The organism is Paraburkholderia unamae, from assembly GCF_003096875.1.
GTDB lineage: Bacteria > Pseudomonadota > Gammaproteobacteria > Burkholderiales > Burkholderiaceae > Paraburkholderia > Paraburkholderia unamae.
Map to the genome: position 1 here is coordinate 253,593 of NZ_QEOB01000002.1, position 25,001 is coordinate 278,593.

19 protein-coding genes are annotated in these 25,001 nt (G+C 68.1%); 7 read left to right on the top strand and 12 right to left on the bottom strand.

Going from position 1 to position 25,001, the window contains the following annotated elements; genetic code table 11:
- The first annotated feature begins 202 nt into the window (after positions 1–202).
- Positions 203–526 carry a Rossmann-fold NAD(P)-binding domain-containing protein gene (locus C7402_RS05095; RefSeq protein ID WP_244314745.1) on the top strand — a complete coding sequence of 108 codons (324 nt, stop codon included), beginning with the start codon at positions 203–205 and terminating at the stop codon, positions 524–526.
- Positions 527–549: 23 nt separating this feature from the next.
- Here C7402_RS05095 and C7402_RS05100 read toward each other — a convergent pair whose 3' ends face one another.
- Positions 550–1,197: a hypothetical protein gene (locus tag C7402_RS05100; protein ID WP_116609825.1), complete on the bottom strand. Its 648-nt coding sequence runs from the start codon at positions 1,195–1,197 to the stop codon at positions 550–552.
- Positions 1,198–1,211: 14 nt separating this feature from the next.
- Positions 1,212–2,606: a selenium-binding family protein gene (locus tag C7402_RS05105; RefSeq protein ID WP_116609826.1), complete on the bottom strand. Its 1,395-nt coding sequence runs from the start codon at positions 2,604–2,606 to the stop codon at positions 1,212–1,214.
- A gap of 262 nt (positions 2,607–2,868) precedes the next feature.
- Here C7402_RS05105 and C7402_RS05110 point away from each other — a divergent pair, with 262 nt between their 5' ends.
- Positions 2,869–3,183 carry a DUF4148 domain-containing protein gene (locus C7402_RS05110; RefSeq protein WP_116609827.1) on the top strand — a complete coding sequence of 105 codons (315 nt, stop codon included), beginning with the start codon at positions 2,869–2,871 and terminating at the stop codon, positions 3,181–3,183.
- A 145-nt stretch (positions 3,184–3,328) separates the two neighbouring features.
- On the opposite strand, the gene C7402_RS05115 is transcribed toward C7402_RS05110, so the two are convergent.
- On the bottom strand, positions 3,329–3,889 hold the full coding sequence (locus C7402_RS05115) for a TetR/AcrR family transcriptional regulator (RefSeq protein WP_116609828.1): 561 nt from the start codon (positions 3,887–3,889) through the stop codon (positions 3,329–3,331).
- Positions 3,890–3,999: 110 nt separating this feature from the next.
- Between C7402_RS05115 and C7402_RS05120 the strand changes: the two genes are divergently transcribed.
- The 3 genes from C7402_RS05120 (at position 4,000) to pbpC (ending at position 13,472) form a co-directional block, all read left to right on the top strand.
- Positions 4,000–4,788 carry an SDR family NAD(P)-dependent oxidoreductase gene (locus C7402_RS05120; RefSeq protein WP_116609829.1) on the top strand — a complete coding sequence of 263 codons (789 nt, stop codon included), beginning with the start codon at positions 4,000–4,002 and terminating at the stop codon, positions 4,786–4,788.
- A gap of 363 nt (positions 4,789–5,151) precedes the next feature.
- Positions 5,152–11,202: an alpha-2-macroglobulin family protein gene (locus tag C7402_RS05125; protein WP_116609830.1), complete on the top strand. Its 6,051-nt coding sequence runs from the start codon at positions 5,152–5,154 to the stop codon at positions 11,200–11,202.
- Entirely contained in the window at positions 11,199–13,472 is a 2,274-nt protein-coding gene (gene pbpC / locus C7402_RS05130) for a penicillin-binding protein 1C (protein WP_116609831.1), read from the top strand. The genes C7402_RS05125 and pbpC overlap by 4 nt, the downstream gene beginning before the upstream one ends.
- A 19-nt stretch (positions 13,473–13,491) precedes the next feature.
- On the opposite strand, the gene C7402_RS05135 is transcribed toward pbpC, so the two are convergent.
- From C7402_RS05135 to C7402_RS05165, 7 genes are all read right to left on the bottom strand, one after another.
- Entirely contained in the window at positions 13,492–15,018 is a 1,527-nt protein-coding gene (locus tag C7402_RS05135) for an efflux transporter outer membrane subunit (protein ID WP_112169524.1), read from the bottom strand.
- A complete protein-coding gene (locus C7402_RS05140; protein ID WP_116610075.1) occupies positions 15,015–16,040 on the bottom strand; it encodes an efflux RND transporter periplasmic adaptor subunit in 1,026 nt (341 codons plus the stop codon). The genes C7402_RS05135 and C7402_RS05140 overlap by 4 nt, the downstream gene beginning before the upstream one ends.
- A 7-nt stretch (positions 16,041–16,047) precedes the next feature.
- On the bottom strand, positions 16,048–16,257 hold the full coding sequence (locus C7402_RS05145) for a DUF1656 domain-containing protein (RefSeq protein WP_112169522.1): 210 nt from the start codon (positions 16,255–16,257) through the stop codon (positions 16,048–16,050).
- A 37-nt stretch (positions 16,258–16,294) separates the two neighbouring features.
- Positions 16,295–18,430: an FUSC family protein gene (locus tag C7402_RS05150; protein ID WP_116609832.1), complete on the bottom strand. Its 2,136-nt coding sequence runs from the start codon at positions 18,428–18,430 to the stop codon at positions 16,295–16,297.
- A 17-nt stretch (positions 18,431–18,447) separates the two neighbouring features.
- Positions 18,448–18,912, bottom strand: coding sequence for a MarR family winged helix-turn-helix transcriptional regulator (locus C7402_RS05155; RefSeq protein ID WP_112169783.1), 465 nt, complete (start codon positions 18,910–18,912; stop codon positions 18,448–18,450).
- A gap of 203 nt (positions 18,913–19,115) precedes the next feature.
- Complete coding sequence (locus C7402_RS05160; protein WP_116609833.1) at positions 19,116–19,802, bottom strand: HAD family hydrolase; 687 nt, start codon at positions 19,800–19,802, stop codon at positions 19,116–19,118.
- 217 nt (positions 19,803–20,019) lie between these two features.
- Positions 20,020–21,072, bottom strand: a complete 1,053-nt coding sequence (locus C7402_RS05165; RefSeq protein WP_244314746.1) for a sugar ABC transporter substrate-binding protein — start codon at positions 21,070–21,072, stop codon at positions 20,020–20,022.
- A gap of 307 nt (positions 21,073–21,379) precedes the next feature.
- On the opposite strand from C7402_RS05165, the gene C7402_RS05170 reads away from it, so the two are divergent.
- Positions 21,380–22,138: a class I SAM-dependent methyltransferase gene (locus C7402_RS05170; protein WP_116609834.1), complete on the top strand. Its 759-nt coding sequence runs from the start codon at positions 21,380–21,382 to the stop codon at positions 22,136–22,138.
- Between the two features lie 56 nt (positions 22,139–22,194).
- Here the strand turns inward: C7402_RS05170 and C7402_RS05175 are convergent, their stop codons facing one another.
- Complete coding sequence (locus C7402_RS05175; protein ID WP_116609835.1) at positions 22,195–23,472, bottom strand: pyridoxal-phosphate-dependent aminotransferase family protein; 1,278 nt, start codon at positions 23,470–23,472, stop codon at positions 22,195–22,197.
- Between the two features lie 211 nt (positions 23,473–23,683).
- Here C7402_RS05175 and C7402_RS05180 point away from each other — a divergent pair, with 211 nt between their 5' ends.
- Positions 23,684–24,079 (top strand): PaaI family thioesterase, encoded by a 396-nt coding sequence (locus C7402_RS05180; protein WP_112169510.1) that lies wholly within the window; start codon positions 23,684–23,686, stop codon positions 24,077–24,079.
- Between the two features lie 127 nt (positions 24,080–24,206).
- On the opposite strand, the gene C7402_RS05185 is transcribed toward C7402_RS05180, so the two are convergent.
- Positions 24,207–25,001, bottom strand: a complete 795-nt coding sequence (locus C7402_RS05185) for an ABC transporter ATP-binding protein (protein WP_112169508.1) — start codon at positions 24,999–25,001, stop codon at positions 24,207–24,209.

Here is a 25,001-nt window from a genome sequence, read left to right on the forward strand (position 1 = left end):
GAGCGACCGCTCATGGCCGGGTTGAGCCAACTCGTGTAGCGGTCGCTGGGTGGTTGATTGTCTGAACCGCTGACCGGAAGGCCTTGCACAGCAAGGCTTTCACGGTCTACGCGACGGGTTGGTTGAGTAAACACCATCCAGACACGTCGTCGAGGGATTCTCCGATTCACTGCGCGCGGAAGCCGGTCCGCTCGGCATCAACGTGACCTGTGTGGAGCCGGGGCCGTTTCGCACGGACCGGGCGGGCCGCTCGCTCGTGCAGACGCCGAACCGCATCGACGATTACGCGCAAACGGTGGGCGCGTGCATGAAGCGCACCGCCGAAGGCAGCGGTCATCAGCCGGGCGATCTGGCGCGGGCCGCGCGGGCGATGATCCGCATTGCCGGAGCGGAAAAGCCGCCGCGCCATCTCGTGCTCGGTGCGTTTGGCGTGGATGCGGTGACGAACCGCTTGCGCGCGGCGTTGGCCGATATCGAGGCCTGGCGCGATGTGACTCTCAGCGCGAATCATCTGGCGGGCAATTGAGGTCGATGGCAGGCGTTCGCGGCTCAAGCGGTGGCGATCATCAAGGTTCCCGTGGCCACGAGCGCGCCGCGCCATAGCCAGTCGAAGTTGATCCAGCCGCGCCGCAGCACGCCGAGCCCGAGGTACTCGTAGGCGAGCAGGGCGATGGCGCCCGTGGTGGCGAGCGTCGTGAGCGTATGCAGCGCGGTGAACGCGAGCGGGACGGCGAACGGGTTGCCTGCGCCCGACGCAATGCCGCCCGCGCCGCCGCCGCACAGCGGCAGCATGGCCGGCATCAGCATCAGTCCCGCGCCGTGCAGCGTCGCCATCAACGCCGACCACGCCGCAAGCCCGACGAAGCCAACGGTCATTCCCACGCGCACACGGTGCCGGTGCCCAAACGCGTGCTGCCACGCGGCCCAGCCGATCAGGAGCGCGCCGAGGCCCCAATGCAGCGCGGCGCCCGGCAAGTGCGCGCCCAGCGCCGCCGTCGAGGACGTGACCAGCAGGATCGACGCGGCATGCCCAAGCGCGATAGGCGGCAGGGCGAGCAACAGCGCGGCGCGGCTGCCGCGTTGCAAGCCGAGCGCGGTCGCGAAGAGCCAGCCCATCGCCGGATTCGCGCCGTGAAACACGCCGCTGCCCACCACCGCCGCCCAGGCGGCCCAGTGTGCGCCGAAGAGGTCGTTCATGCCTGTTCCGGCGCTTATGGATAGCAGTACGAATCAGAAGAGCAATCGCCGCCTTCGAGCCGGATCTGGTGCGGACGGTGCGACTTGGGCCAGTCGATGAAAAAACGCTCGTCGAAGGCTATGCCGCCGTCGGGCGCGGCGTCGAGCTTCACCATCCAGCCGTCGATGCCTTCGGGGTAGAACTGCGCGTCGATGGCGCCATAGAGCGAGTTGCTGAAATACACGCGGCGGCCGTCACGGCTCACCTCCACCATTTGCGGGCCGCCGTTCAGCGCCCGCCCGGGAGCCAGGGGATGCGCGGCGCGCGCGGCGATGCCACCGATGCGCACGCAACCGGTGAGGCTAGCATGTTCGGGGTCCGATACATCGTATTGGCGCAGGTCTCCCGTGCCCCAGCACGCCACGTAGAGGAAGCGGTCGTCGAGCGAGAGCGCGATGTCGGTGACGAGCGGCGGCACGGCCGCGAAGCCCTTGAGCATCGGCGGCAGATGTTCGGGGTCGGCGGGCTCGGCGGGAATCTCGATGATCTTGCGCGCCGCCCATGCGTCGCCGTCGCGATACCACTGCCAGATGGAGGCGGAGAGATCCTTCAGGCTGATCACCGAATTCACGAAGCCATAGGGCCGTGTGGGGTTGTGCGCGGGGCGCAGTTCGAACACGAGCTGGTTTTCCGCGCCGAAATCGAGCACCTGTTTGTGCTTGCGCGTGTGCAGATCCCAGAAGTGCAGGCGGTGGCCGTACTGTCCGCCCAGCAGCACCTCGGGCACGAGGCCGTTTTCGAAGGCCGCGGGCAGGCCCCATTCGCTCGTGACGAGCGTGTCGTAGCCCAGGTGCCACCAGCCGTCATAGGCCAGCTCCTGCGGGCCGCGGTCGATCTCCCACTGGCCGAGTATGTCGAAGCTTTCGTGGTCCATGAGAAAGATGCCGCCGGGCGCCTCGCCCTGCGCATTGGCAAGCGATGTCACGTAAATGCCATCCGGCCCGCAATGCACCGTATGAGGGCGCGTGTAGCCCGCGCGCTGCGCCACGCTCTCGGGCTCGTGCACGCGCGCGATATGGGGGCGGCGCGGGTCGGGCTTCGTATCGACGATATGGATGCGTGAGGAGCGCAGCCCCGGCACCACGAGATAGCGGCGCTCCGTATGGGCATGGGGCGCGTTGGGGCAGAGGCACGAACTGCATGCGTTCCAGCCGAAATGATGGAGTTCGTCGCCGACATTGGGCATGGGCAGCCGATGCACGATGCGGCCGAACTCCGGCGAGCGCGGGTCCAGATCGACCACGTCGAGCGAATCGGGCACGCTGCGCGTGGGGTCGAAGCTCGCCACATAGGCCAGTGTTTCCGCCGGCGCGTCGGCCGCGAGGCGCGCGGACGGGTAGAAGGTCGGGTCGGGTTGCCACTTCGCCATTGTCACCCCCTCATCGATTACTCGAAAGAGTCCTCATCATGCACCAGAGAGCGACAGTGCGTTGCGCACGTGTTCCATATTCCGTGGCGATAGAAGCTTATGCATTTTGGCAATGAGCGCGACGCGCGGCGATTATACGTTCTGCGAAAACAGTGAATTCGCGTTCGTAGCGTTTATTCGAATGGCTCATCTTCCTACACTGGTACCCAACGGATGCAGGCAGGAAACTGCGCCGATTCAATCAAGTTAATGGAGGTTGGTCATGAAATCGCTTATCAAGGCCGTTGCGCTCGCCGCCGTGCTGGTCGTTCCGGCCGTTTCGTTTGCTCAGTCGCAAGGCAATAATGGTCCCGTGACCCGTGCACAGGTGCGCGGCGAACTCGTGCAGCTCGAAGCCGCCGGTTATCACCCCTCGGTGAACGACCTGTACTATCCGGCGGATTTGCAGCAGGCACAGTCGCGTGTGAATGCGCAAACCAGCGGCTATGGTCCCGCCACGAATGGTTCTTCGCAAAGCGGTTCGCGCACCGATGGCGCGGTCAGCAGCTACTCGCCGCCGATCTATAACGCGCACTGATTGAACTGCGTTCAGTAGCCGCGTTGAGCGGCATTTGATTCGCATGACGTAGTAATAAACGCCCGTGGGCGCGCAATGGCGCGACCACGGGCGTTTTTATCCGGCGCGTGAGCGTGGCTCATGAGCGCCGGCGGCCAGCGCGGCCTCAGTCGCGCGCCGCCGCCTCGCGCTCGCCAATCCACGCGCGCGTGGCTTCGAGAATCTCGTTCGACAACGCCGGATCGTCGCACAGCCGCGCGAGCACGACCGCACCCACCATCGCGGCCCAGCCGCCGATCGCCGCCTGCCGCGCCGCCGCGGCGTTCCCCGTTTTCATGCCCGCGCTGAAGCGCTCGATCTGCCGCTCCACGCCTGCGGCCATCGCCGCGCGCGCCTCGGGGGTTTGCCGCGCCGTTTCCGCGCCCAGCGCCGCCATGGGACAACCGCCCGCCACGTTGTCGCGATGCGCGGGCGAGAGATAGCGCGCGGCGTAACGCGCGAGATCGGCGTCGCCGCCTTCGCCTTGCTCGAACACGTGGGCGAGCGTTTGTGCGACCAGGTCGTCCTTCGACTTGAAATACCCATAGAAGCCGCCGTGCGTGAGTCCGGCGGCGCTCATCACATCCGCGACCGTGACCGCTTCGTAACCGCGTTCGCGAAAGAGCCGGCTGGCGGCCTCCAGGATCTGCTGGCGGTTGATCGCCACTTGCTCGCGACTGACCCTCATTGTTTTCTCCGCTCTGGCTTCGATCGACGCTTGACATTATACATGATCGTCATCATGATTCAATTTACATGACGTTCATCATGTAAACGGATCTCAAAGGAGAAGCTTCGATGTCTGCTCAACCTGCTGTGCTGATCACTGGCGCGTCCACGGGAATTGGCGCGGTGTATGCCGATCGGTTCGCCGCGCGCGGCCACGATCTGGTGCTGGTGGCGCGCGACCGCGCCCGTATGGAGGACCTGGCCGCGCGGCTGCGCGAGCGCGATGGTGTGAACGTGGAAATCCTGCGCGCCGATCTCGCGTCGCACGCGGACCTGGTGCAGCTCGAAGCGCGCCTCGCCTCCGACTCGCGCATCGGCGTGCTCATCAACAATGCCGGTGCGAGTCTTCCCGGCACGTTCGTCGAGCAGGGCCCCGAAGCCGTGGGCGGCCTTGTCGATCTGAACGTGACGGCGCTCGCGCGCCTCGCCGCGGCCGTCGCGCCACGCTTCACGCGCGAGGGTCGCGGGGCGATCGTGAACATCGGCTCGGTGATCGGCCTCGCGCCCGAGTTCCGTTCGAGCGTGTACGGCGCGACCAAGGCGTTCGTGCTGTACTTCTCGCAGTCGTTGCATCTGGAGCTCGGGCCGAAGGGCGTGTATGTGCAGGCTGTCGTGCCCGGCGCCACGCGCACCGAGATCTGGCAGCGCTCGGGCAAGGATGTGAACGCGCTGCCGGCCGTGATGGAAGCGGGCGATCTCGTCGATGCGGCGCTGGTGGGCTACGACCGCCGCGAAACGGTGACGATCCCGCCGCTGCCCGACGCGCAGCAGTGGGTCGACTACGAGGCCGCGCGAGTGGCCATGTTCGCGAACTTCGGGCAATCGCAGCCCGCGGCGCGCTATCGCGAAACCGTGTAGCCCGATGTTTCGCAAGCGGCCCGCCGGGTCGCTTGCCTATATGACGGTTCGCCGGATCCGGGGTGCGTCGCGCCGGTCCTTCACTCGCTCACGTCATCCCTCGTCCGTTCGCGCTCACGCGCCTCGTTGGTCCCTCCCTCAGCCGCTCCCTTCGCGTTTGCCTGCTCGCAGATTCAGCGCTTTCCGATATGGACGGCGCGCGGATCACGGCATGCTGTGCGCCGGCGCATGCGTTCGGCGTGCGCCGCTTGCGCGAGCGCTGCGCCGGCCATTCCTGGCGCGCGGCCTCGCGCCGCCCTGTACCATTCACCGCACGCCGCGCGGCAATCGTCGCGCGGCGTACGCGCAAACGAGGACCGGACGATGCAACGCATAACACGAAAAACAGGCGGATGGTGGACGTTCGCGCTTGCCCTGGTGCTGGGCGCATGCATGGCGTGGGCATGGCGCGCCCACGCCGCGCGCACGGTGAGCGTCTCGCCGCAGGGGACCGTGGCGCAGGTGCGCCAGGTGGTGGTGAAGTTCGACGAGGCGATGGTGGCGTTCGGCGCACCCGACGCGAAGGACCCCGCGCGCGTGCAGTGCGGCAATGCGGCGGCAGGCGCGGGGCAAGGCCGCTGGATCGACGCGAAGACATGGGCCTACGACTTCGCCGCCGACCTGCCGCCCGACACGCAATGCAGCGTCAACCTCGTCGACGGGCTTAAGTCGCAGGCGGGCAACGCCGTGCTGGGCGGGCGCCGCTTCGCGTTCTCCACGGGCGGACCGTTCCCGGTGAGCGTGCGGCCCTATAGCGGTGAGGGCAGCGAGATCGAGGAGCACCAGGTGTTCGTGCTCAAGCTCAACGGTCCCGCCACGCCGGCCTCCGTGCGCGAGCACGTCTGGTGCGAGTCGGGCGGACTCGGCAACCGCATTCCCGTGCAGAGCGTGGATGCGCCCACGCGCGCGGCGCTGCTCAAACATTTCCGGCTGGAGAAGGACAGTGCGAACGTGCTCACGCTCGCTTGCCAGCAAACGCTGCCTGCCAGCGCGAAGATGCAGCTTGTCTATGGCAAGGGCGTGCTGGGCCCGAACGGCACGCCCAACGACGTGGAGCGCCGCTTCGACTTCACCGTGCGCGCGCCGTTTACCGCGAGCATGAGCTGCGAGCGCGAGAACGCGAAGGCGCCGTGCACGCCGCTGCGGCCCGTGCGCATCGACCTGAGCGCGCCGATTGCGCGCGCCGACGCGCAGCAGTTCCGCCTGCAAGGGCCGAAGGGCGAAATCGCGCCGGCCTTCGACAGGAATGACAAGGATGCCGAAGTATCGTCGATCTCGTTCCCCGCGCCGTTGCCCGACCACACGACGCTCACGATCACCGCGCCCGCCGGCCTCAAGGACGTGAGTGGGAGGCCGCTCGCCAACGCCGACCTGTTCCCGCTGCGCACGGCCACCGCGCCGATGCCGCCGCTCGCCAAATTCCCGTCCTCGACGTTCGGCATTATCGAGCGCTATGCGGAGCCGGGTACGCCGCCGCTCGTGCCGGTCACGCTGCGCAATGTCGAGGCTGACCTGCACGTGCAGGGCCTCAACTCGGGCGAGGCGAAGTTTGCCAGGCTCGCGGTGCAATCCGATCTCGACATGCGCCGCTGGATGCGTCTCGTCGACCGCTTCGACAGCTACGGCATGAGCGAAACGGAGATCGACAAGCTGATGCCGGGCATGCTCGCGCGCGCGAAGTCGCCGGTAGTGATCCCGCGCACGGCCGATGAGGGCGAGGGCACGGGCGAAAGCGGCGCGAAGGCGCGCATCATCGACGTGCGCTCGCTTTCCCTGCTCGACGGCCAGCCCGGCGTGCAGACGCTCGCTCTGCCGAAAGCCGATCCGAAGACGCTGCGGCCGTTCGAGGTGGTGGGCATTCCGGTGCCGAAGCCGGGCTTCTATGTGATCGAGCTGGCGTCGCCTTCGCTCGGAGCGTCGCTGCTCGGCAAGCCCGCGCCGATGTACGTGCGCACGACGGTGCTAATCACGAATCTCGGCGTGCATGTCAAGCAGGGCCGCGAGAACAGCGTGGTGTGGGTGACGACGCTCGACAAGGGCGAGCCGGTGGCAGGCGCCGACGTGCACGTTTCGGACTGCAACGGCGACACGCTCGCGACAGGCAAGACCGATTCGCACGGACTGCTGACGATCGACAGACCGCTTTCAAACCGCCGGGACTGCGGCGAAAACAGTTACAGCGGACTGTTCGTCTCGGCGCGCATCGACGACCCGAAAACCGGTCCCGACATGGCCTTCGTGCAGTCGGACTGGAATCGCGGCATCGAGTCGTGGCGCTTCAACGTGCCGACCGACACGAGCGTGGAGCCTACGGTGCGCGCGCATACCGTATTCGACCGCACATTGCTGCGCGCGGGCGAAACGGTGTCGATGAAGCATTTCATCCGCGCGCAGACCATGCATGGCTTCGCGTTCCCGCAGCAATATCCCACGCGCGTGACGATACGCCATGCAGGTAGCGGGCAAACCTGGCATTTGCCGCTCAAATGGTCCGCTGACCATACGGCCGATTCGACCTTCGTATTGCCGCCGGAGGCGAAGCTGGGCGAATACGACGTTTCACTGGACGACGGTAATGCAAACGCGAGCGCAGCAAGCGACGGCGGCGACACGGCGGACGACAATACCAGCGACACCAGCGCCGACACCCTCCACATGAGCTACGACAGCGGCAGCTTCCGCGTGGAAGCGTTCCGCCTGCCGGTGCTCAAGGGCACGATAGGCGTGCGCAACGAAACGGCGTCGCCGCTGGTCGCGGTCACACAGGCGGCCGTCGCGGTGCAGATCGACTATGTTTCGGGCGGCGCGGCTTCGAACTTGCCCGTGCAGGTCTCGGCGCTCGTGAAGGACACCACGCCCGCATTCGCCGCCACGTACGGCGATTTCAGCTTCGCGCCGTATGTGAACGCGAGCAAGGGCGACAACGCATCCGAAGACGAGGACAACGGCGCGCAGGAAGACAGCGAGGTGGCGAAGCTCGTGGCCGACAAGGAGCCGCTCACCCTCGACCGCAACGGCGCGGGCCAGATCGTGCTGAAGAACCTGCCGGTCGTGGACGCGCCCAGGCGGCTCGCGCTCGAAGCGACCTTCGCGGACCCGAACGGCGAAGTGCAGACCATCAGCGGCGCGGCCACGCTCTGGCCCGCGGCCGTGGTGGCGGGCATCAAGTCGGGGCGCTGGGTGTCGGTGGGCAAGAGCGTGCCGGTCACGGCGCTCGCGCTCGACTTGCAGGGCAAGCCGCACGCGGGCGTGAAGCTCGAGGTGCGCGGCGTCGCGAAGATCACGACCACCTCGCGCAAGCGCATGGTCGGCGGCTTCTATGCCTACGACAACCACACCGAAACGCGCGATCTCGGCACGCTGTGCAGCGGCACGAGTGACGACCACGGCCTGCTCACCTGTGACGCGAAGCTCAAGGAGGCGGGCAATATCGATCTCGTGGCGACGGCGCGCGACGGCGACGGTCATGCCGCGACGGCGACGACCTCGGTATGGGTCACGCGCGAGGACGAACTGTGGTTCGGCAGCGAGAACACCGACCGCATCGACGTGCTGCCCGAGAAAACGAGCTACGAGCCGGGCGAGACCGCGCGCTTTCAGGTGCGCATGCCGTTTCGCTTCGCCACCGCGCTCGTGGCCGTGGAACGCGAGGGCATCATCGAAACGCACGTCGTGCAGCTCGATGGGCGCGATCCCACGGTCGAATTGAAGGTGAGCGACAGGTGGGGGCCGAACGTCTACGTTTCCGTGCTCGCGTTGCGCGGGCGCATTCACGAAGTGCCGTGGTATTCGTTCTTCACATGGGGCTGGAAAGCGCCGCTCGAATGGGCGCGTGCGTTCTGGTACGAAGGCCGCCAGTATGAAGCGCCCACGCCGCTCGTCGATCTCTCCAAGCCCGCTTACCGCTACGGTCTCGCGCAGATTCGCGTGGGCGACGCGGCGCACCGGCTCGCGGTGAGCGTCACGCCCGATGCGAAGCGCTACCCGGTGCGCGGCACGTCGCACGTACAGTTGCGCGTGCAACTGCCTGGCGGCCAGCCGGTGCCCGCAGGCACGCAGATCGCCGTGGCCGCCGTTGACGAAGCGTTGCTCGAACTCATGCCGAACCGCAGTTGGGATCTGCTCGACGCCATGCTCCAGCAGCGCGCCTATGGCGTGGAGACGGCCACCGCGCAAATGGAGATCGTCGGGCGGCGGCACTTCGGGCGCAAGGCGGTGCCCGCGGGCGGCGGCGGCGGGCATGGCGCGACGCGCGAACTCTTCGACACGCTGCTTTACTGGAACCCGCGCGTGACGCTCGACGCGAATGGCGCGGCGCAGGTGACGGTGCCGCTGAACGACGCCATCACGCGCTTTCGCATTGTCGCGATTGCGGCGAGCGGCGCGGAGCGCTTCGGCACGGGCAGCGCGACGATCGAGAGCACGCAGGACCTGCAACTGATCTCGGGCCTGCCGCCGCTCGTGCGCGAGGGCGACACGTTCCGTGCGCAATTCACGTTGCGCAATACGACCCCGCGCGCGATGAAGGTGCTCGTCACGCCGAACGCGCCGCCGGTTGCGCTTGCCGCGCAGACCGTGGACCTCGCGCCCAATGCGTCGCGTGAAGTGGCGTGGACGGTGGTGGTGCCCGAGGGACTCGCCGAAGCGGAACGGCCCGCGCTCGTGTGGAACGTGAGCGCGGCGGAGCAGGGCGGCGCGCACGCGGCGGATGCGGTGAAGCTCTCGCAACAGGTGAGCGCGGCGATTCCCGTGACCGTGCAGCAGGCCACGCTCGCGCAGGTGGACGGCACGCTCGCGATTCCCGTCGCTGCGCCCGCGAACGCGAGCGCGACGAAGGCCGGCGTGCTGCGCGGCGGCATTGCGGTGTCGCTGCAACCGAAGCTCGCCGACGGTTTGCCGGGTGTGCGGCGCTGGTTCGAGCGCTATCCGTTTTCATGCCTCGAGCAGCAGAGTTCGATTGCGATCGGCCTGCGTGACCCCGCTCGCTGGCAAACGGTGCTCGCGCGCATGCCCGTGTATCTCGACCGCGACGGTCTCGCCAACTACTTCCCGCCTGCCGACGACAGCGCGAGCCGTGGCAGCACCGCACTCACGGCGTATCTGCTGACGGTGAGCGACGAAGCCTCGAAGCTCGACCCGCGATTCGCGCTGCCCGACGCCCTGCGCGGCAAGATGGTGGACGGCCTCACGCGCTTCGTGGAAGGCCGCATCGAGCGCAATCCGTGGTCGCCGCGCCGCGACCTCGATCTGCGCAAGCTGGCCGCCATCGACGCACTCTCGCGCTATGGCGCGGCGAACGCGCGCCAATTCGGCTCGATCGAGATCGCGCCGAACCAGTGGCCCACGTCCGCGGTGATCGATTACGCCGAAGCGCTCGCGCGCATGCGCGACGTGCCCGATCGCGCGGCGAAACTGGCGCAGCTCGGGCAGATCCTGCGCGCGCGCCTCACGTGGCAGGGCACGCAGCTCACGTTCTCCACCGCCGCCGGGGACGACCTGTGGTGGCTCATGACAGGCCCGGAAGTCAACGCAGCGCGCCTCGCGCTCGCCTTCGCCGACGACCCCGCGTGGAAGGACGACATGCCGCGCCTCGTGGCGGGGCTGCTCGCGCTGCAACGCAACGGTGCGTGGAGCACGACGACGGCGAACGTGTACGGCTCGCTCGCGGTGGAGCGTTTCTCGCGCGCGTTCGAGCATGAGCCGGTAACGGGCACGACGAAGATCCAGCTTGGCGACACGTCGCGCACGATTGCGTGGAACGCCCCCGCGCAAGCGGCGAGTGCCGCGAGCACCGCGACTGCGCCCGCGCGCGGCGCGCTGCTGGCGTGGCCCGCGCAGCACACGGCCATGCCGCTCACGCTGACCCAGGAGGGAACCGGCAAACCGTGGGCCACGGTGGAAAGCCTCGCGGCCGTCGCGCTGCGCGCGTCGTTCGCGGCGGGCTATCGCATCACGAAGACCGTCACGCCGGTGGACGCCGCGGTGAAGGGCGCGTACACGCGTGGCGACGTCGTGCGCGTGCGCCTCGATATCGACGCGCAAACCGACATGACCTGGGTGGTCGTGAGCGACCCCGTGCCTGCGGGCGCGACCATCCTCGGCTCGGGGCTCGGGCGCGATTCGGCGGTGGCCACGCAAGGGGAGAAGCAGGACGAGAACGGCCCGTGGCCCGCATTCGTCGAGCGCGGCTTCGACGGCTATCGCGCGTACTACGAGTATCTGCCCAAGGGCAAGGTGTCGGTGGAGTACACCGTGCGGCTCAACAACGTCGGCACGTTCGGGCTGCCGCCCACGCGCGTCGAGGCGCTGTACGCGCCGGCCACGTTCGGCGTCGCGCCGAACGCGCCCATGGTCGTGAAGGCGGCCACGCAATGAGGCGCAGCGCGCACAGGGCTGTGTTGCCCGCCGTCGCGCTTTGCGTGGCGCTGCTGCCGCTGCCCGCGTTCGCGCTGCCCACCTTCGACGACGTGCGCGGCGAGTGGCAAAGCTCGGACTGGGTGCTGCTCGCGCGCGACGGCACGCCGCTGCAACGCACGCGGGTCGAGCACACCGCGCGGCGCGGCGACTGGGTGGCGCTCGCGGACGTTTCTCCCGCGCTGCGCGAGGCAATCGTTGTTTCGGAGGACAAACGATTCTACGAACACAGCGGCGTGGACTGGCGCGGCGCGGCGGCGGCGGCCTGGGCGAACCTGTGGAATACGCGCACACGCGGGGCGTCGACGGTCACGATGCAACTCACGGGCCTGCTCGACGACGATCCGAAGCACTCGGGCCAGCGCTCGCTCACGCAAAAGGCCGTGCAGGCGGTGGACGCGCTGCGGCTCGAACGCGACTGGCGCAAGGATCAGATACTCGAAGCGTATCTGAATCTCGTGCCGTTTCGCGGCGAGACGGTGGGCCTCGCCGCGCTGTCGCAAACGCTGTTTGGCAAGGCGCCATCAGGCCTGGACGAGCGCGAATCGGCCGTGGCCGCCGCGCTGATCCGCGCGCCGAACGCGCCCTATCCGAAGGTCGCCACGCGCGCATGCCGCATTTTGCGCGACATGAACGCGGCGAACGCCGCGAATCTTGCGAACACCGGGAAGGGCTGTCCGAACCTCGACGCCTTCGTGCAAATGGCCTTCGCCCGTCCGGCCGGCGCGAGCGACGACGCGTCGTTCGACGGCCGCAGCGCAAACTCGCCGCAACTCGCGCCGCATTTCGCGCGCCAGATCGCGAATGCGGTGCATCCCGCGCCCGGCATGCGCGTGCGCTCGACGCTCGACGCGAACCTGCAACGCTACGCGCGCGACACGCTCACGCGCACGCTCATCGAACTCAACGCGCGTGCGCACCCGCGCAACGTGCAGGACGGCGCTGTCGTCGTGCTCGACAACGCGACGGGCCAGGTGCTCGCGTGGGTCGGCTCATCAGGTGGACTATCGAAGGCGCGCGAAGTCGATACGGCGCTCGCGCTGCGCCAGGCGGGTTCCACGCTCAAGCCTTTTCTCTATGCCCAGGCCATCGACGAGCGCCGCGTGACGACCGCCTCGCTGCTCGACGACGCGCCGCTCGATCTCGCGGCGGGCGGTGGCCTCTACATGCCGCAGAACTACGACAAGGGCTTCAAGGGCTGGGTGAGCGTGCGCACCGCGCTCGGTTCGTCGCTGAACGTGCCGGCCGTGCGCACGCTCGTGATGGTCACGCCGCACCGTTTCGCGAAAACGCTCACGGCGCTCGGCCTGCCGCTCACGCAGTCCGGCGACTACTACGGCTTCAGCCTCGCGCTGGGCAGCGCCGACGTGAGCCTCGTCACGCTCACGAACGCGTATCGCGCGCTCGCCAACGGCGGCGTGGTGGCGCCGGTGGTCGAGATGCCGGACGCGCTGGCGCCGCATGGCGTTGCGGCGCGTGTGTTCAGCCGCGAGGCCGCGTTCATCGTGACCGACGTGCTGGCCGACAACAATGCCCGCACGCGCACCTTCGGTTTCGACAGCCCGCTCGACACGCGCATGTTTTCCGCCGTCAAGACGGGCACGAGCAAGGACATGCGCGACAACTGGACGGTGGGCTACACCTCGCGCTACACGGTGGGCGTGTGGGTGGGCAACGCGGACGGCTCGCCCATGTGGGACGTCTCGGGCGTGAGCGGCGCGGCGCCGGTGTGGGCCGCGCTCGTCGGTTATCTGCACCGGCGCGTGCCGAGCGTCGCGCCCGCCGCGCCGCCCGGCGTGGAGCGCGTGCGTGTGCAGTTCGCCGATGCGGTGGAGCCCTCGCGCAACGAGTGGTTCATTGCGGGCACGGCAACGCCGCAGGTGGGACTCGCCTCGAACGCGGCCGACCTCGCGCGTGGCCCCGCGCAGATCGGCAGCCCCGTGGACGGCACGATCTTCGCGCTCGATCCCGACATTCCCGCGCAGCGTCAGCGCGTATGGTTCGAGCGCGCCAGCGGGTCGACGGCGCGCGTGAACTGGCGGCTGGACGGCAAGGCGCTGGGCGGCGCCGCGCGCGTGGCGTGGCTGCCGTGGCCGGGCAAGCATCGGCTGGAACTCGTCGATGCGACCGGGCAGGTGACCGACACGGTGCGCTTCGAGGTGCGCGGCGCGAATGCGAAGCCGCCCAGGTCGACGCGCGCCGACGCCGCGCAAGCCGGCGCGGCGCACTGAGCGATAGGCGATAAGCGCCCTAGTCCGCGGACGCAGCCGAGGCTGCCGACGGCGCATTCGCGTTCTGCGAGCCAGGATGCGATCCCTGCGGCGATGCCTTCTGTGCTTCCGCTTCCCGGTTGCCTTCCCAGCCCCCGCCAAGCGAGAGGAACAAGCGCACCTGGTCGAGCGCAACCTGGCCTTCGGCCGCCGCCACCTGCGCATGCACGCTGGTGAGCGTGCGCGTGGCGTCGAGATCGGAGAGGAACGGTTCGCGGCCCGCGGCATAGAGACGATGCGTTTCGTCCGCCGACTGCTTCGCGGAATCGTAAGCGGTGCGAAGCGAATCGGCGCGCTGGTCGTCGGCGGCGTAGGTCGCAAGGCTCGACTGCGTTTCGCGCAGCGCATTGAGCACCACGCCGTCGAAATGCGCGAGCGCGCCGCCCGTCGCCGCTTCGGCCGCGCGCACGCGAGCGCGCTGGCCGTTGGCCGGGAAGGTCCAGCTAATCAGGGGTCCGAATGACCATGCATTGGTCTTGGGCGAGAACAGGTCCCCGGTCAGGCCGACCGTGCCCACGCCCGCGCCGAAGCTGACGTCGGGGTACATCTCGGCAATCGCCACGCCGATGCGCGCCGTCGACGCCGCGAGCTGGCGCTCGGCCTCGCGCACATCGGGGCGGCGCTTGAGGAGCGCGGCGCCGTCGCCCACGGGAATCGGCTGCTTGAGCTTGGGCAGACGATTGCAGGCGAGCGCGGCGGGCGGCAGGTCCTTGGGCGAGCGCGCGAGCAGCATGGCGAGCTGATACTGGGCCACGCGGCGGCGGCCTTCGAAGCGCGGGATATCGGCGGCGATCGTGTTGGCCTGGGTCTGTCCGCGCGTCACGTCGGGCTGATTGCCTCGGCCCGCGTCGCGCAGACGCTTCGTGAGCGCCACGCGCTGCTGTTGCAGCTTCAGCGATTCCTGCGCGATGGCGAGTTCCTCGGCGGCCGAGCACGACTCGACATAGGCCTGCACCACGTCGGCGACCACGCTGATGCGCGCGAGGTCGGCGGCGGCTTCGACGGCCTCGTCGTCGGCGCGCGCGGCTTCCACGCCGCGCTTGAGCTTGCCGAACAGATCGAATTCGTACGACACATTGATGCCGAGGTCGCCCAGGTTCGCCACCGGCACCTTTTCGAACAGCAGGTACTGCTCGCCCGACACCTGCGCGCGCTCCACGGTGGCGGTCGCGCCGCCCGAGAAGCCGCCCTGCGCGCTGGCGACGGCCACGACGGCGCGCGAGCGTTCGAGATTCGCGGCGGCCACGCGCAGATTCGTGTTCGACGCCAGCGCGTCCTGCACGAGCTCATTGAGCGCGGGGTCGTCGTAAAGCTGCCACCAGTTGGCGGGCACGCCTTGCTGCGAGACGGGCGCATGGTCCGCGCCATCGATCGGCCCTTGCGCAAGCGGCGCATTCACTACGGCTTCCTGCGGCAGCCGGTAGTTCGGCCCGAGCGTCATGCACGCGCCCAGCGCCAGGGCGAGCGGCGTGAGGGCGAAGCTGCGCCAGAGACTGCGACGTGTCATTGCGAAGCTCCGGCGGCGGCCGAGGCGGCGAGGGCGTTCGATGTGGCGGGCACGCTCGCGCCCGGTGCGGCTTGTGCGCCGCTTGCCGCGTTCGCCACGTTCGCCGCGCTGGCGCCGCTCGCGCCCTGCGCGCGTCCGGCCTGCCGGTCGTCGCGCGCGTCGGCGCGCACGGCCACGGTGGCCGTGCGGCCCGCGATCATGCGGAAGTCGTCGGGCACTTCGTCGAGCGCCACGCGCACCGGAATACGCTGCGCGAGCCGCACCCAGCTAAACGCCGGATTCACGTTGGGCAGCAGGTTCGGGCTGGCCTGGCGGTCGCGGTCCTCGATGGCGGCGACGATGCTCTGCACGTGGCCGCGCAGCGGACGCGATTCGCCCATCACCGTGATTTCCACGGGCTGGCCGATATGAATGCCGTGCAGGCGCGTTTCCTCGAAGTAGCCGTCCACGCGGAACGAATGCATGTCCACTACCGAGAGCACGGCGCGGCCCGCCGAAACATATTCGCCCACGCGCGGCGCGCGGTCGTTCAGATAGCCGTCCACGGGGCTCACGATGGTCGTGCGCTCCAGGTTCAGCTTCGCGGTGTCGACCTGGACCTGGGCGTCGGCGGCAGCCGCTTCCCCCTGATCGACGCGCGTGCGGCTTTCTTCGAGCGTTTCGGCCGCCACGAGATTGCCGAGCCCGATATTGCGAGCCAGTTCACGTTTGGCCTGCGCGAGCGTCGCCTTGCGTTGTTCGAGCGTGGCCTGCGCGAGACGCAGCGCGAGCGCGTAGCGCGCCCGGTCGATCACGAACAGCACCTGCCCCTGCCTGACCTGCTGGTTGTCCACGACCTGCACGGAGGTGATGAGGCCGCCCACGTCGGGCGCGACCTGGATCACGTCGGCGCGCACGTGGCCGTCGCGCGTCCAGGGCGAGAACATGTAGTAGTTGACGATGCGCCACAGCACGAGCGCGGCGACCACGACGACGATGAGCGTCAGCAGGATCTGTCCTGCGGAGAACCAGGTTTTTTTCACGTTCACGTTATTTCACGAAGCGATGCGACACGATGATGACTGCGGCCAGCACGAAGACATAAATGCCGAGATCGAAAATGGAACGATGCCACACGAGCCGGTAAAAGCCGACACGGGTAAGCACCTTGCCGATCACGACATTGATGAGGTACGCGATCAGCATCAGCACGAGCACGGCGGGCACGAACACGCCGAAGATATCGATTTCGCCGATCATGGTGCGGGTTTCAAAAAGGGGTGAAAGAGGCGAATGTTCATGCCGTGGCCTCCGGGTTGGACGGCGACTGCGCCGACGAAGCCGGGTAGAGCGCGATGCGCAGGCCCACGAGCGCGTGCAGCGTGTCGCGCAGCCAGCGCTGCGAGACGAGCGCGCGCGAGGCGGGCTGGACATCGGCGTCGGAGGCGGTGGCGGGCGGCGTTTGCGCGCGTGCGCGGGCCGCGACGCGGCGCAGCGCGTCGTCGATGGTGGCGAGCAGCGCGGGCGGCGCGCTCTGGCGCTCGCTCGCCCGCGCGCAGCGTGCGTAATGGTCGCTCACGCCTTCGAGCACGCGGTCGATCGCGTCGGGCACGTCGCCGTCGAGCTTGCGCAGCGAGCGGCGCAAGTCGAGTGCATTGAGCGCGATGCGCAGGTCGCGAAAGCTCTCGATCGACGGATGGCGATGATCGTCGGATGCGGCCAGGCGCGGAATGAGCTGCATGAGCCGGTCGACCATGCGCGAGGCGAGGTTGCGCTGGTCCGCGATCGGCGTGGCGGAAGCCGAGAGCGCCACGTCGCTCCAGCTTGAGCGCAACAGGCGCCGCGCCGCGAGTTCCGCGCCGAACGGGCGCGTGACGCGCGTCCACAGGTAGGCGAACAGCAGGCCCGCGACGCCCGCGATATTGCTGTTGAGGAACACGAGGAAGTCAGCCTCGTACGCGCTTTGCACGCTGATGAAGGTCGCCGTGTTCACGGCCACCAGCATCGTCACCATATTGAACGCCGGGCGCGGAATGAGCGTGCCGATCAGGATGAACGGCCCCGAGAACAGCAGCACGAGCATGGCGAAGTCGTGCACCTTGGGCAGCGCGACGAACAGGTAGAGGCCCGCGAACACCACGCTCGCGGCGGTGGCGAGGAAGAAGCGGAACACGAGCGGCGCGGGCTCGTCGAGCGCGGCGAAGAAGCAGCAGGCCACGGCGGCGAGCGTCACGGCGCCCGCGCCGTCGTGCCAGCCCGAGCTGACCCACAGCCAGCAGGCCACGAGAATCGCGCTCACGGGCACGAGGCACGAGATCAGCATGAGGCCCCGGTCGTAGAAGCGCTCGGTGCCGCCGAGCCGCCAGTGGCGATAGCGCGGCCGCCATGATGAGCCCGATTCATGCGCGATGAGCGCGCGCAGCGCGCGGCAGTCCTGCCACACGTCGATCACCTGGCCCAGACGCCACAGCGCATTGGAGAGCAGCGCGCCTTGCCAGCTCGAAAGCGCGTCGCGCGCGGGCTGTAACGTCGCGATGCGCGCGCGCAGATTGTCCGCGCTCGGGTCGCCCGCGTCGTCGTGCATGTCGGCCGCGCGCGTGGGCAGCGGCTCGTCGAACCAGCGGGCCGCGTCCGCGAGCAGGCCGTCGAGCCCTTCGGGCCACACGTGCAAGTCGCGGCGCAGCGCGATGAGCGGGTCGGCGAGCGCGGAAATCATCGGCAGAAAGAGCTGCATGCGCCCGCGCAGCGACTCCGCGCGTTCGAGAATTTCCGGGTGCGTGTGGTCGTAGCTCAACTGGCTGAGCAGGAATTCGAGCTGGTTCACCGTGGCGGCGAGCCGCTGGCGGCAGGCCGAAAGCGCCTTGCCCGCAAGATGGCCGGAGAGCGTTTCGCTGCCGTACCAGGCGGCGTCGCGGAACCACGCGTCGGCGCGCTCGATCAGCGTGGGCGCCAGGCGGCTTGGCAGGATGTTGCTGCCCACCACGCTCGCGCAAATGATGCCGAGCGTGATTTCCTCCGTGCGCGCGATGGCCACGTCGAATACCGTGGTCGGGTCGGTCACGGTGGGCAGCGCAATGAGCGGCATGGTGTAGCCCGCGAGCATGAACACATAACTGCGCGCGGTACGGTCGGAGATCGCCAGATAGAGCAGCGTGCCGGTCCATGTGGCGACGATCACCGAAAAGAGCAGCGGCGTTTCGACGAAGGGTGGCACGAGCGTGATGGCGGCCGCCGCGCCGAGCGCGGTGCCGAGCGCGCGATAGAGCGCCTTCGAGCGCGTCGCGCCCACGAACGGGTTCGAGACGATATACACGCTCGCCATCGCCCAGTAAGGGCGCGGCAACTGGAATACGAGCGCGATATAGAGCGCGAGTATCGACGCGGCGAAGGTCTTGACCGAAAAGAGCCAGTCGCGGATGGAGGGGTAGGTCATGAGTCCGCTTGGTGCTTTCAGTCGTGTAAGGGCCGGTCGCCCTGATCGGCCAGGTCCGCCGCATTGAAGGCGTTGAGCACGCGCAGCGTCGCTTCGAGGTCGGCCCGGCTCACGCCCTTGAGCACGCGCGCGCGCAACCCGCGCAGTTCGTCCTCCATGCGGGCGGTCACGGCGCGGCCTTCGTCGGTCAGTGAAATCGTTTTCGCGCGGCGGTCGTCGGGGTCCTCGTCGCGGCGCGCGAGGCCCGCGGCGCAGAGCTGGTCGAGCAGGCGCACGAGCGAGGGGCCTTCAATGCCCACGTGTTCCGCGAGCGTCACCTGGCGCACCGCCTCGCCAAGCCGCCCGGCCGTGAGCAGCGGCGCGGCGCAGGCTTCGGACACGTTGTACGCGGTGAGGGCGCCGTTCGTGGTGCGCCGCCATTTGCGCGCCGCGAGGACGAGCGAGCTGCTGACGGCCAGCCGTAAAGTGTGAAGATTCGACATCGGCGGATAATAGCCCAAAGCGATTCGATAGCAAACTATCTTTTAGGGTTGGCGGCGCCACGTTCGGATGGTATGCGAGTCGCGGGCGCTGTGCTTCGTGTGTGGTGCGCGGTGATGCGTGCGGCCAACAGTGCCGTCAGCAGCGTGGTCAAGCGCGCGGCAGCGGCGTGAGCACAGCGCGTTTTTTATACGCGCTTACCTGTTTAGGTATTTGACCAGCCGGCCAGCAGCGCGGGCAGTTGCACCATGTCGGTGAACACATGCGCGACGCCCGCTTCGCGCAGCGCCGCGGCGCTGCTGTGGCCGGGCTCGGCCGGGCTGTAGCCGAACACGGTGGCGCCCGCGGCGAGGCCCGCGCGCGCGCCCGTGACCGTGTCCTCGATCACGGCGCAACGGCCGGGCTCGACGCCGAGACCGGCGGCGGCCGCCAGATAGACGTCGGGGTGAGGCTTGCTGCGTGGCGTTTCGTGGCCGCTGAAGATGCGCCCGTCGAAGCATTCGAGCAGGCCCACCTTGCGCAACTGCAACTCGACCTTGCGCCGGTCCGCGCCCGAAGCCACGGCAATCCGCCCGTCGAGCGCCGCATGCACGGCGCGCACGGCCGCGGGCGCGCCTGGAATCTCGACGAGATCGCGCTCCAGCGCCTCGTTGCGGCGCGCGCGAAAGCCTTCGAGCCAACTTTCGGTGAGCGCGAAGCCCGTATGCGACTGGATGCGCGCGGCTTCGTCTTTCACGGCCTTGCCGACGAAGATGCCCATGGCTTCATCGACGGAGAGCTGCCAGCCGAGCTCGCCCAGCATCTGGGTGAGCACCACGTGGGTGATGCGTTCGGAATCGACCAGCACGCCGTCACAGTCGAAGAGGACGGCGTCGAAAGGAATACGGGACATCGGGTGTCTGGGGTCGCCTGGGTTGCCGGGGATCGCGCGCAGGCGCTATGCGGCGTGCATCGGGCCGCATTCGTATGGAGGAAACGGGAGACGGGAAGCGGCCCGCCGCCGCGCTCGTTGCGCACGCAAGAGCGCGATGATAACCGGGCTTACGATCGGGCGGGGAATTCGTGCGCAAATCGGCGCGGTGGAGGGGCCCGGCCTGAAGCGTGCGGAATCAGCGGTACTGCCCGGCGAACTTCTCGACGAGCGCGACGTTGCCGCGCGTGACGAAGCCCGGTCCCGTGTCGACGCCGTCGGGTGTGAAGCGCGGCGTGAGGCCATAGACTTCGATGCGCCGCTGGAACTGCACGTTGGCCCGCAAGGCCGCGACGGCCTTGCGGATGTCCCGTGTCTTGTCCTGCTTCAGGATCGCGAGCAGCGCGACCGGAATGTAGCCCTGGAGGTAGGGCTGCTGATCGATCGCGAAGGCGACCGTGCCCGCCTCGATGCCCTTGTCGACCTCGGGCGTGAGGTCGAACGTGGCGAAATAGACCTTGTTGCTGAGCCCGAGCTTGCCGATGGCGCGCATGGCGGGCACCGCCGACGTGGGCCCGAGCGCGAGCACGGCCTGGGTTCCCGGCCGCTGGCGCAGCGCGGCAAAGACCTTGTTCTCGACTTCGGTGGGGTCGTTGCCCGAGTCGAGCATCGACTGCTTCGCGTTCGCGCCGATCGCTTCGGCGAACCCGCGGCATCGCTCGAAGGACTCGGGGTTGGTCATATTGTTGTTCACGCACAGAAAGGTCTTGATACCGGCGGCGCGGGCGCGCATGCCGGCCTCCTTGCCCGCTTCGTATTCCGGCTGGCCCACATGGAGCAGGCCGCCGAGCGCGGCGTTTTGTTGCGCGGTCCCCGAGTTGAACGTGATCACCGGAATGCCTTTGCTCACGATGGTCTTGACGCGGCTCTGGATGACATCGAAGTCGGCGATCGTCGTCGCCACGCCGTCGTAGTTGCGCGCGGCAGCCTGTTCGAGCAGACGGACCATGTCGGAGAGATCGCCATTGGGCGGATTGCGGTAATCGACCGTGACGCCGAAGTCCTTTTGCGCGTCGGCAATGCCGTTCTTCACGACGTTCCAGAACGGGTCCGCGTCCGGCGCGTGCGATATCACCGCGAAGCGCACGTCCGCCGCGAGCGCACTCGCTCCTGTCGCGCTCATTGCCGCGATTGCTACGGCGGCGGCCACGCGCGCCGCTCGTTTTGCCATGCCTTGGGCCACTCGTCTCATGCTCGTCTCCATGGATCTCGTTGACGCCCGGTCCAGCGCTGCGGGCGTATCGGCATCGTAGGGCGTAGCGGTGGCCGGGCGCTTACACGGAAGTGTCCATTCTGGTTATTTACCGGCCTGCCGGTGCTTCAGGCGGGTTCGATGACAATGCGTCGCCTTCGTCCACAGGGTCGCAGTTCGTCGGCATGGCGGGCATTTCGTTCCTGTTCTAACCGCGCCGGGCTACGGCGGGGCTGGAACGCCGCGGGCAAAACGGTGGACAATAGCGTTCCCGCGCGTTTGCGCGATTCTCCATCCAGCCGCTCTCATGTCCACCGACGAAAACAATCCCGCCGCTTCGGCCAGCGAACTTCCCGGTCGCGCGAACTACACGCAGTTCGCCGACCGCTATGCCGAGCAAGCGCCCGTCAAGCCGCACAACGCGCACTACGAGCGGCCTGCCACGCGCTCGCTGCTGGGGGAGGTCACGGGGCTCGACGTGCTCGACGCGGGCTGCGGGCCCGGCATCGTCAGTGCGGAGCTGGCGGGCGAGGGCGCGCGCGTGCAAGCGTTTGACGTCACGCCCGCGATGGTGGAACTCGCGAAAACGCGTTGCGCGAGTCTCGCCGTCGATCTCGCGCTGGGCGACCTCGGGCGCCCGCTCGACTGGCTTGCGGACGGCGCGTTCGACCGTATCGTGTGCTCGCTCGCGCTCGACTATGTGGAGCAGCTCACGCCAACCTTCCGCGAGTTTCACCGCGTGGCGCGCCCCGGCGCGCTGCTGGTGTTTTCGATGGCTCACCCCATGCGCGACTGGATCGACACGCGCACGCGCGGCTCGCGAACCTACTTCGAGACCACGCGTTTCGGCCTGCATTGGGGCGGCTTCGGCGAACCGAAGCCGTGGGTGGAAGCGTTCCGGCGTCCGCTCGCCGACATCTTCAATGCGCTTACGGAGGCGGGCTGGGCCATCGACCGCGTGCTCGAACCCGTGCCGCAGCCGGAAATGAAGGCGGTGTCGCCGGCGCTGCACGCGGAACTCGCGCAGGCGCCGGCGTTCATCTGCGTGCGGGCGCGGCGCGTTTGACAGGATAGACGGCCGGGGTGGACGGCCGCGCTTCGCCTCGCGTCGCTTGACGTTGTTTAGCGTCGCGCTTCGCGCGAGCTCGACGAGAGCGATTCCTCGAGCGCGGCGACGCCGGCCGGCAGATCGACCTTGATGCCCAGGTCGCACATCGTGCGGCCCAGGGCGTGCACGGTGCGAAAGAGGTTGTGCTCGCGGCACTGCTCGCCCATCTGGCCGATGCGTACGATCGGGAGTCCGAATGACCCCGCAATCTCGACCTGATATTGCTGGGAGATGTGATTGCAGACCTCGCGCGCCGTGGCGCCCTCGGGCAGTGCGATGCCGACCACGGAATTCAGGCGGCAGGCTTGCGGCGTATACAGCGCAAGCCCCAGCGCGCTCACGCCGCTTTGCAGCGCAAGCGAACAACGCAGATGGCGCGCAAAGCGCTTTTCCAGCGTTTCCGTGCAAACGAGGCGCAGCGCTTCATGCAAGGCAAGCACGCCCGAAACCGGCGCGGTGTAGTGGTAACCGGCGTTGTGCCAGAAGTTCTCGGCGAGCATTGCGTCGAGGCACCAGTGCGTGTTCGGCGCGGTGCGCGTGCGCACGCGCTCCCAGGCGGCGTCCGAAAAGGCGATCAGCGAAACGCCCGGAATCGACGAGAGACCCTTTTGGCCGCCCGTGATGACGACGTCGATGCCCCAGGCGTCCATTTCGAGCGGCATGGTGCTCAGCGTGCACACGGCGTCCACCACCACGAGCGCGCCGGCCGCCTTGGCGAGCTTGACGATTTCCTTGAGGTCGCGGTTCCATACCGTGTTCGACGTTTCGCCGTGCACGATCGTGACGACAGCGGGGCGTGTGCGCTCGATGGCTTGCGCCACGGCTTCGAGCGAGGCGATCTCGCGGTCGGCCACGTCGAGCGTCGTGACCTCGGCGCCCACGCGGCGCGCCATTTCGGCCATGCGCTGGCTGAAGAAGCCGTTGACGATCGAGAGCACGGGCGTGCCGGACCACGCGAGGTTCGACACGGCCATTTCCATGGCGGCCGAGCCTGGGCCCGCCACGCCGAGCACCCAGTTCGAGCGGGTCTGGAACACATAGCGCGCCATCGTCTTCACCTGAGTAATGACGCGCGCCATGGTGTCGCCGAGGTGATTGATGACGACGGTGTTGGCCTTGGCCACGGCATCGGGAATCGGCACGGGGCCCGCGCCCATCATGAGCAGCGGCTCCTCGGGCAGGATGCGGTCGAGCGTGTCGACGACGGGGCAAGGGACGGGCGCGGCCTCGGCCGCTGCCGCCGCTGTGCGCGTAGTGGCCAGCGGATCGGGGTGGAGCGCGTTGTCGTTCATCTTGGGTACCTGGTTCGGCGTGGAAGGGTGTGAAAGCGGTCTGCGTTGGCGCGCGATTGCGGCGCTATCGACCAGTGTTGTGCGGCGCGGCGGCGCTGGCCATGTACAGTTGGGCGGAAATCCGCTGAACAGTGGTTAGGGCGGCGCTGCGGCGTTCGGGCCACCGCCCTATAATCGAACGCATCGCCAGATAATGCAAGGAAGACAGCGCATGTCGCAATTCGCCGTGGACAATCCGTTTCTCGAAACGCTCGGTGTGAGCGTCGCCGAATGGCGCGAGGGCTATGCCGAACTCGTGATGCCCATCGACGCCTCGAAGCTCAACCGCCAGGGCGTGCTGCAAGGCGGCGCGATCGCCACGCTGCTCGACGCGGCGGCCGGCTACGCCGGGCTATTTGCGGAGGCAGGGCAGCCCAAGCGCCACGGCTTCACGCTCTCGCTCACCACCAACTACCTCGACAAGGGGCTAGGGCAGTTCGTGCGCGCGAAAGGCTTTCTGGAGCGCGGCGGCCGTTCGATCTTCTTTGCGCGCTCGGAGGCATGGGTGGACGACCTCCTGCTGATCGCAAGCGCGCAGGGGACGTTCAAGTACGCGAAAACCTCCTGACGTCTCCCGATGACTTTTGACGCCGCATTCGATGCATTGAAGCGGAGTCCGAAATAATGGCGCAATTCGGCAAACGCCCGCCGCCTCGTTCGAGGCAGCGGGCGCTTTGTGTGTCGCTGGCAGGCGCTTAGCCGAGCAGCAGCGCGTCGTCGTCGAGCTTCTCGTGGCGGTTCTGCTCGAACATGCGCAGCAGGTCCGGCACGTCGAGGCCGCGGCGCGCTTCGCCCGATACGTCGAGCACCACCTGCCCCTGGTGCAGCATGACCGTGCGCTGGCCGTAGTCGAGCGCCTGGCGCATGCTGTGCGTGACCATCATGGTCGTGAGCTTCGACTCCTCCACAATGCGCGCGGTGAGTTCCAGCACGAACGCGGCCGTTTTCGGGTCGAGCGCCGCCGTGTGCTCGTCGAGCAACAGGATGCGCGAAGGCTGAAGCGACGCCATCAGGAGACTCACTGCCTGGCGCTGCCCGCCCGACAGCAGGCCGATGCGGTCGGCCAGACGATTCTCCAGACCCAGATTCAGCAGGCTCAGCTTCGCGCGAAACAGTTCGCGGTCCTGCTTTTTCAGCGCGGGGCCGAAGCCGCGCCGCTTGCCGCGCGCCATGGCGAGCGCCATGTTTTCTTCGATGGTGAGCGCCTCGCAGGTGCCGGCCATCGGGTCCTGGAACACGCGTGCAACGAGCGGCGCGCGGTCCCAGGCCTGTTTTTTCGTGACGTCCTGACCGTCGATCGTGATCGTGCCGCTATCCACCATCTGATCGCCGCTGATCGCGTTGAGGAAGGTGGACTTGCCTGCGCCGTTCGAGCCGATCACGGCCACGAACTGGCCGGTGGGGATCTCGAGGTTCAGGCCGCGCAGCGCACGCGTTTCGATCGGCGTGCCGGGGTTGAAAGTCAGTTTGAGGTCTTTGGCGCTGAGCAT